This window comes from Alteromonas lipotrueae, assembly GCF_019249215.1.
In the GTDB taxonomy this organism is placed as follows: Bacteria; Pseudomonadota; Gammaproteobacteria; order Enterobacterales; family Alteromonadaceae; genus Alteromonas; species Alteromonas lipotrueae.
Genome location: NZ_JAESDI010000030.1, coordinates 1 through 5,617, shown reverse-complemented (window position 1 = coordinate 5,617; position 5,617 = coordinate 1). Strand labels below are relative to the sequence as shown.

Here is a 5,617-nt window from a genome sequence, read left to right as displayed (position 1 = left end):
AAGAAAGCAGCTAATTATGGACCGAAAAAATGTCAGGGAGACACTCGGTTTTTATTGACAAGGGGAGTCATACCAACGCAAAGCTAAGAGGCTGGCGATAGCCTGTCCTTACTTGAGCGTATTGTTATGACCGTAATTATCACTCACGTAATCACTTTTAAAACTACCATCAATAGTTAAAGATTTGCTAAAAGTACTTTTCGCAGCCTCGCTATCTCCTTTCGATAAATAGGCGAATGCCAAACTGTCGTAGGCCTGCGGTGCATTGGGAAACAATGAAACTAAATATTCGAACATATCAAATGCCTCGGTCCATGATTTTGTATTAAGTAGTTCCATTCCTACTTCATTAATTGTTCTGCCGATGAATCGACTGTAACCATTGTCGTTATAAACCTGTTTGAAGTGTTTATAGAATTGTTGTTTTCCTTTTGATTGGTAGTACTTAAAGGCAAAGTTTTTTTCCAATTGTCTAATTGGTTGATACTCACCATTTTTGATGTAAGAGTGTATTCGACCAGAAATGCGTTCGGCAACTAAGTGATCAGTGTTTGCCAGAACAACTATTTCATAGCTAGTGTCCAAATCTACTTCCGCGGCTGCACTGACGCCCTGACCACCTCCATATGCGCCCCAATGGGAGCCGTCCATTGCAAATAAATGGCGATTAATCGCGTCTGAGTTCTTTAATAACTTATTGCTATAGAATAACGCTCGATAAAATCGTTGCACATCCACAACAGTCGATTCAATGCCGCCATCGGGACTAGGGTGTTCAATAATACCGACCTTCCTCAAATTGCCATTGTACTGGAATGTATATCGGACTGACTGATATTCATGAGAATTAACCGGCCTGAAGGTCGTTGAAGACATCTCAACCCGATTGAAGATATTGTTTTTGAGTAGTTCTTCGAAAGGCTTTCCAGTTACTTTCTCAAGAATCACTCCTAATACCACATACCCATAATTTGAATATTTTCGATCAGTCCCAGGTGTATATAAAAGGGGGCTTTTTATCAATAACTTTATTTTCTTGTTTAGAGTATCAAATGCAAGTTGATTCTGACGATATTCAGCCACAAAGATATCAGCAAAGCCTGCACTATGATTTAGTAGGTGCTCAATCGTGATTTTATCAGCATCAGGTTGTTTGAACCCCAACTCGAAGCTAACTAGTTTATCACTTAACTTTAATTTTCCAGCCTCAACCTGTTGCAAGATCAAGACCTTGGTAAAGTCTTTCATGATTGAGCCAAGATTAAAGCGACTTTGAATGCTGTTCTTTATTTTTTCTTCGACATTCTGAAAGCCATAAGATGACGCAAACTCCACCTCATTATTTTTAGTTATCAGTAATGCGCCGGAAAACCAGCCCATCTGCTGGTATTGCATGGCGATGCTGTCTGCAATCGTTGCGAGACTAACAGATTTATCTTGCTTTATATCCTCACTGTCCAAAGCCAGTGAAGAACTGGCAAAGAATAAAAGAAAGATTAAACCTAAATTTTGAACCATTTGGCGGAATCCTTTCTGTCATAACGCCGTTTTAAGCGGCAAATTGCAGTTGGCCAAAATAAGTGAGGCACGAACAAAAAGCCAACTGTAATTTGTCCGTCTTGAAAACCCTTGTTATACGGGGATTACCGCCGTACCAATATTACTTGCGAAGCCACCAACCTTTACACTGATTACAGTAGAGTTATCCGATTTAACAGATGCTGTAATTATTGAAGTACAATCCATTACTCTACCTTGCTCAAAAACATAGTTACTTCCCAAGGCTAAATGCTCTACAAGATAGCATGCTAAAGCACCACTAGAGCTACCCGTAGCTGATTCTTCTGAGATACCAAAAAAGGGAGCAAAATTACGACAGCTTGCTGTAAGTTTACTTTCAGAACCACAAAGTTCAAAAACATGAAAACCAACAACTTTATGCTTTTCACAAAAGTTAGCGATAAGTTCGTCATCTGGTTTTATTATATCTAAATATCCATTAGGAACCGGAATAATCACATCAGGTAGACCTGTTGAAATAACTTCAATAGGTAACTTAGTGCTTTCTAGTATGCTACTTTTAATGCCAATAACATTTGAAATTTCTTGATATGAAAAACAATCTAATTTTTGAGGTAATTGCTGCTCCATGATTACCTTACCACTTGGTTCGATGGTTACTGGTAATATTCCAGCTTTCGTACGTTGAACATAAGAACCTGCTGTTAGAATGCCCTTTTGGTACAAAGTAGAAAAAGTTGCTAATGTAGCGTGTCCACAAAAGTCAACTTCACCTGTTGTCGTAAAGAAAGAAACTTCATAATCAGCTTCGTCATCACTGGAAACAAAAGCCGTTTCTGAATACCCTACAGCTTGTGAAATTTTCAATTTTTGAGCATCCGATAGTTTGTCTGAATTCAAGACAACACCTGCAGGGTTTCCGCCTTTGCCATTTACTGTAAATGAGCTGACCAAATTAACTTCGATATTCACCAACAACTTCTTCCCCGTATAACAGCTTTTTATATGGAAAAAATCCTTTATACAAGATGGAGTCTTTCCGTACATCATGTACCTAATTCACAAACTTTCGCACGAAAACATTCTATTATCAATCAACTACAATCTAACCTTTAAAAAGTGTCCCCACATTCCGGAATAATTCCTTTTTATTTTTAATCATTCAAAAAACTCGACTAACTGTATAAATAAACAGCCTAGAGAGTAAGACAGGCACAATATGTATACGTTTGTACACAAAGATGCCTGTCTTGTTTAGTCTCTATTCGTGACTAAGCCCAGTGCGGCCGTTTATCAAGATAGAAATCGATAAACGCGCGCACTTTTGGTTCTACCGTGACAGTTTGATGATAGTAAATAAACGCCTCAGCTCTATCCCACCAGTACTCTTCCATCACTGGTACCAATGAACCATCTTCTACGGCCTCCTCAATCTGTTTAGCCTTAGGTAAAGCATTTATTAATCCTAATCCAGACTGAGCACACTCAACCATGCCCGCAACGGCTTTTACCCGTGAGTTAAGAATCTTATGAATTACCTCACCTGTTTGAGACTGTAATACCAATACATTACTTGGCTGGTTATACAAATAACCAACAACATCATGTGTTTCTAAGTCATCAGGTACTTTGGGAGTGCCTTTTCTTTTAAGGTACTCGGGCGAAGCAAAAATGCCATAGCGCTCATTATATAAAGAACGTTGCTTCAATCCGTTAAAGCGGTCACCTAAGTACGAGCCAACCCCCCAATAAATGTCATATTCGTCATGTGCAATGTCGACGAGAGACTCCTTCACATCCAGTACAACGTTCAAAAGTGGGTATTGTTTAAGAAACTCCCCTATCCATGGTGTAAAAGTCTCTGTAATTACTTCGTTAGCTTGCGTTAAAATTCGAATTTCACCCGACACCTCGTACTCTGTCGATTGAACCCACCGCTGCAGTTCTCGGTGTTGATTATTCAGTGCAGTACATCGCTTAAGAAACTCTCTCCCATACTCAGTAAGCTTGAGCTCCCTGCGTGTACGAATAAAAAGAGCCTGACCCACACTGTGTTCTAAATTACTAATTTGCTTGCTAACCGCCATTACGCTCTTCGACATTAACGCTGCGGCTTTAGTCATATTCCCTTCTAGAGCCACTAACTCAAACGTTCGTAATTCTCTTAATTGCATAGCATTACTCATGCTTAAACTTTTAGTTTATCTATTATTTAATATTAATTTATTTTTTTAACAAAGCCAGTTGAATATGCTGTAAGCATTACGAAGTCACTTAAGAAACTATTTATGAATGTAAGCATCTGGTCCTACTCAATGTTGGTTATCATCCTTGCCATACCGCTATATTGCTTGTGGGAAGGCAATAAAACTGAACTGGCCGTTGTATCGGGCGAACAATCAAAATTAGAAGCCTACGCTTCAACAATGGTTTTGCTATGGTTGCCCACTTTATATCTAGTTATTGGCTTGTATAGTGAGCAGATAAGTACTGTTGAAATTTCACTTGTGTGGGTAGGCAGCACTAATAACTGGTTAGGTGCATTGGCCGTGTTAGCGATGACAGGCTATTTTGCGCTTAATTTAATAATGACGAAAAACGCAAAAGAGACACACCCAACACTTGAAGCACAATTGGAACACGTAGCGTGGCTGATGCCGCGAAGCCCAAAAGAATTAATGTATTTTACGTGTGGCGTGTCGTTATCAGCTGGCATTTGTGAAGAACTTCTGTTTCGCGGGTTTCTATGGTTTTTGATGACACCTTTCCTTGGTTTTTGGCCTGCTCTTCTAGTTTCGAGCTTACTTTTTGGTTTAGCACATGCGTATCAAGGGAGCGTTCATGTGCTAAGAACGGGCGTTATGGGCATAATATTAGGTGTAATTTCATGGCTTACAGAAACAATATGGATTGCGATTGCAGTGCACGCACTTGTGAATATTTATGGTGGGCTATTAGCCTACATAGTGTGTAGTAATCCGAAGCCAGAACAAGCGAGTAGCATTACGGACGCTTGTTAGTTTCTTTAAATTTAAAAAGACAGGCATAATTCGAAGCCGGTAAAACTGTCCCTTAGTACACTTTCTTTAATCTGAATGTCTTATCTTGACCACGCAGTTTGAAACCTGCTTTAAGCAGGCCGCTGGTGGAGGAATGAATACACTTAAGCGCCTGCTACTCTTACGCGCACTTCTTCTTTTTTTAACCATCAACTAAAAAGAAACGTTTACCTACACAATTAGCGACGAATATAGCCTTCATAAAAAGCTTTACCTTCCCTAATATGCCTGTCTTGTTTAGCCGCGCCACAGGCTAAATTTTTGTTGTGGTTTTTGGCGTATAATTGCGTAGCAATGCCAAAAAGCGCGACGGAAATTTAGTCCTTGGTGCACGCGCTTGTTAGCACTTTACTCCAACTTCCTGAGCCTTAATTAAATATGCTAGCTCATGGCTTAGTTTAAAGCTCTGTATTGGATGATATTTTTTAGCAAGTTCCAAAGAGCCTTTACCCAGCTCTACAGCACAGGCAGCACCAACAGCAAGCTCTGCACCACCAAAAAAACTAGCTGCTAACCCAGCAGCCAAAGATGCTTGAATATTTTTGGAATCAAGTAAAACACTTAAAACTGAAGTTGTTAATTCAAAACCATGTTTTTTACTAACATCTGAATACACATCCAGTCGTTTGCTCACATCATCGAAGATATAACTTGATGGCTTTCCTACATAATTCTCGTATATAAATAGCCTCAAATTCCTTAAAGACTTATGAGCTTCAGTGTCCATACGAAGTTCCATGATTTGATCCCACGAAGCGCTAGACGTATCAATTAGATCAATACCTTTCATGCTTACGTTTAAATAGGCTGTTTCAAAATCACAGCTGTCATTATTTTCTTTCAGAAGAATCGTTGGTTTTTGCACACCTAAAGTGCTCGCAAAGCTTAAAAAGTGGCTTCTTATAGAAGCCCCTTTAAGTCCAATTTCACTTTTTTCATATAATTCACGATAGTCGTCCACATTATATCTTGATATTTTACCATTAAACTCTTTATGCAAAGCATCAACAAATGGTGACCATTTCTTAGTCATAAAC

General features: G+C 39.1%; 4 protein-coding genes and 1 pseudogene. 1 reads left to right on the top strand and 4 read right to left on the bottom strand.

The genetic code is table 11. From position 1 onward, the window contains the following. Positions 1-108: 108 nt before the first annotated feature. From JKP82_RS20555 to JKP82_RS20545, 3 genes are all read right to left on the bottom strand, one after another. Positions 109-1,518: a serine hydrolase domain-containing protein gene (locus JKP82_RS20555; protein WP_218398557.1), complete on the bottom strand. Its 1,410-nt coding sequence runs from the start codon at positions 1,516-1,518 to the stop codon at positions 109-111. Positions 1,519-1,632: 114 nt separating this feature from the next. Continuing rightward, entirely contained in the window at positions 1,633-2,493 is an 861-nt protein-coding gene (locus JKP82_RS20550) for a PhzF family phenazine biosynthesis protein (RefSeq protein WP_159530494.1), read from the bottom strand. Between the two features lie 299 nt (positions 2,494-2,792). Continuing rightward, positions 2,793-3,707, bottom strand: a complete 915-nt coding sequence (locus JKP82_RS20545) for a LysR family transcriptional regulator (protein ID WP_232370613.1) — start codon at positions 3,705-3,707, stop codon at positions 2,793-2,795. 102 nt (positions 3,708-3,809) lie between these two features. On the opposite strand from JKP82_RS20545, the gene JKP82_RS20540 reads away from it, so the two are divergent. Beyond that, positions 3,810-4,541, top strand: coding sequence for a CPBP family intramembrane glutamic endopeptidase (locus JKP82_RS20540; RefSeq protein ID WP_159530498.1), 732 nt, complete (start codon positions 3,810-3,812; stop codon positions 4,539-4,541). Positions 4,542-4,920: 379 nt separating this feature from the next. Here JKP82_RS20540 and JKP82_RS20535 read toward each other — a convergent pair. Continuing rightward, a pseudogene (locus JKP82_RS20535) lies at positions 4,921-5,617 on the bottom strand (hypothetical protein); the annotation flags it as partial.

What these genes read in the sequence shown, in the direction of transcription:
- JKP82_RS20555 (WP_218398557.1), bottom strand. Translation starts at nt 1,518, where the DNA reads ATGGTTCAAAATTTAGGTTTAATCTTTCTTTTATTCTTTGCCAGTTCT.
- JKP82_RS20545 (WP_232370613.1), bottom strand. Translation starts at nt 3,707, where the DNA reads ATGAGTAATGCTATGCAATTAAGAGAATTACGAACGTTTGAGTTAGTG.
- JKP82_RS20540 (WP_159530498.1), top strand. Translation starts at nt 3,810, where the DNA reads ATGAATGTAAGCATCTGGTCCTACTCAATGTTGGTTATCATCCTTGCC.